Below are 1,954 nucleotides of genomic sequence, written 5' to 3' on the forward strand. Positions count from 1 at the left end.
AATCACTGAATCTACAGTGTGAATCCCATTTTTATTTTACTTAACAGCTTGCTTTTTGATACGTTTTGTGCAATAAAGAGACGTTCTTTTATATTTCGGTTATTTCTTTTAATCGTTTATTTAGATCGCTAGCTGTTTTGATAATAAAAGCCGTGTCTTAAAGGACGCGGCTTTTTTGCTATAAAGCAGCCCCCCGCCCCGTTATGTTATTTACGCTGCTTTTTCACTAATTTTTACAACGGTATCGTTTTCATAAATTTCACAATCTTCAGGAATTCCNGTTATTTACGCTGCTTTTTCACTAATTTTTACAACGGTATCGTTTTCATAAATTTCACAATCTTCAGGAATTCCATATGCATAATAAGGGTTTTGTTCTGTATATGAATACTCATTTCTTTTTAATCTTGCATTGCCATGTACCAAACCTCTAATGGTGTGATAACCAGTCACTTTAGCATTGCCATAAACAGAACCATAGACCTTAACATACCCACCCACGCTAGCATTGCCATAAACCTTGCCATAAATTTTTGAAGAGCTACTTACAACAGCATGATCATAAACCTCAGCCTTGCTATAAATGCGTGCACTTCCTGTTAATTTTGCATTCCCATAAACCCTTGCATATTGATAAACCCACACCTTATCAGAAAGATGCGCATTATCATAAACATGAGCTCCAAAATACACGCGGGTTTTATCATATACATGCGCATTGCCATAAACAAAACCACCAATGACAGCGTTGCCATATACTCTTGCATTTTCATAAACACGACCAGATTTTACAACACAAGCATTATCATAAACCCAGCAATTGCCATCATGAGAAAGGTTATCTTCCTTTTCAATAAAGCCGCCTAAATCACCAGCTTTAACATCAGCAAAGTCTTTTAAAGCACGAATGCGGTATAAAGTAATCCCTTTAACGTGACTTTCATTTATAAGCTCATATTTTTTAGATACATTTTTAGTGGTCATAGGTAGCTCCCTAATCTAATATTCAAACAAATTTTTAAATGAAATGGTTATAAGGAGGCGCCCCCGCCGCGCCCGCGCCGTTATTTAAGCTGTTTTCCTATGAGGACGACACATAACAAAGCAAATTTCACCATAAGGAGAAAGGCGTTCTGTATAAACATTATTCATTGTGTCACCACAAATATTCTTAGTAACAATAGCCATGCCACATGCATTGGCATTTTCATAAACATGCACTTTACTTACAATTTTTGCACTATCGAAAACATGGGCATTATCATACACATGGGCATTGGCAAAAACCTTTGCTGAATCGTAGACGCGAGCATTACCATATACAAAACCACCAACACCTGCATTGCCATAAACCTGCGCATTTTCGTAAACACGACCAGGGCTCACAACAATGGCCTGATCACCAACCCAGCAATTACCATCATGGGAAAGATTTTCTTCAGATTCAATATAGCCACCAAGTTGACCAGCTTTAACATCACCAAAATCTCTTAACGCCTTAATGCGATAAAGTTTTTTACCTTCGCGAAGAATTGTTTGATTGGTGAGTTGATATTTTTTTACAGAATTCTGCATAATAATTACCTCGTATTTTAACATTTTCATTGACACCCCTAAGGGCGCCGGGCGCTGAAAAACACGGATACGAGACCGTCGTTACACTTTCCCCTATGAAGGGTATTGTATAGTATAACCACACCCGGCAAAATCGTTATATGCCAATAAGAGCACAAAAGAAAGCCAGTATATTTTAAAAACATGGGAAGAGGTCGTTTCGTAACCTATCCGCTCGTATTACAGTGTTTTTCAAGCACTTGCCGACCTTAATAAACGAGCTTTTCTTTAAAGTCAATACGTATTTTTTATTTTTTTCAATTTTTTTCATTTTGATACCTACCTAATTGAATACCAAGTGCTTTCTCTAGCTCGTTGTCTATATCATCATAAGTTTTCA

At 36.9% G+C, this 1,954-nt stretch carries 2 protein-coding genes; both read right to left on the minus strand.

Annotated elements, in window-relative coordinates; all coding sequences use genetic code 11:
* Positions 1 to 285: 285 nt before the first annotated feature.
* Positions 286 to 984, minus strand: coding sequence for a hypothetical protein (locus ACFIL7_RS00165; RefSeq protein ID WP_375681532.1), 699 nt, complete (start codon positions 982 to 984; stop codon positions 286 to 288).
* 84 nt (positions 985 to 1,068) lie between these two features.
* Complete coding sequence (locus ACFIL7_RS00170; RefSeq protein ID WP_120100860.1) at positions 1,069 to 1,575, minus strand: hypothetical protein; 507 nt, start codon at positions 1,573 to 1,575, stop codon at positions 1,069 to 1,071.
* Positions 1,576 to 1,954: the final 379 nt, after the last annotated feature.

The sequence above is a fragment of the Bartonella sp. AP3QHHD genome, from assembly GCF_042195765.1.
GTDB lineage: Bacteria > Pseudomonadota > Alphaproteobacteria > Rhizobiales > Rhizobiaceae > Bartonella.

What these genes read in the sequence shown, in the direction of transcription:
- ACFIL7_RS00165 (WP_375681532.1), bottom strand. Translation starts at nt 984, where the DNA reads ATGACCACTAAAAATGTATCTAAAAAATATGAGCTTATAAATGAAAGT.
- ACFIL7_RS00170 (WP_120100860.1), bottom strand. Translation starts at nt 1,575, where the DNA reads ATGCAGAATTCTGTAAAAAAATATCAACTCACCAATCAAACAATTCTT.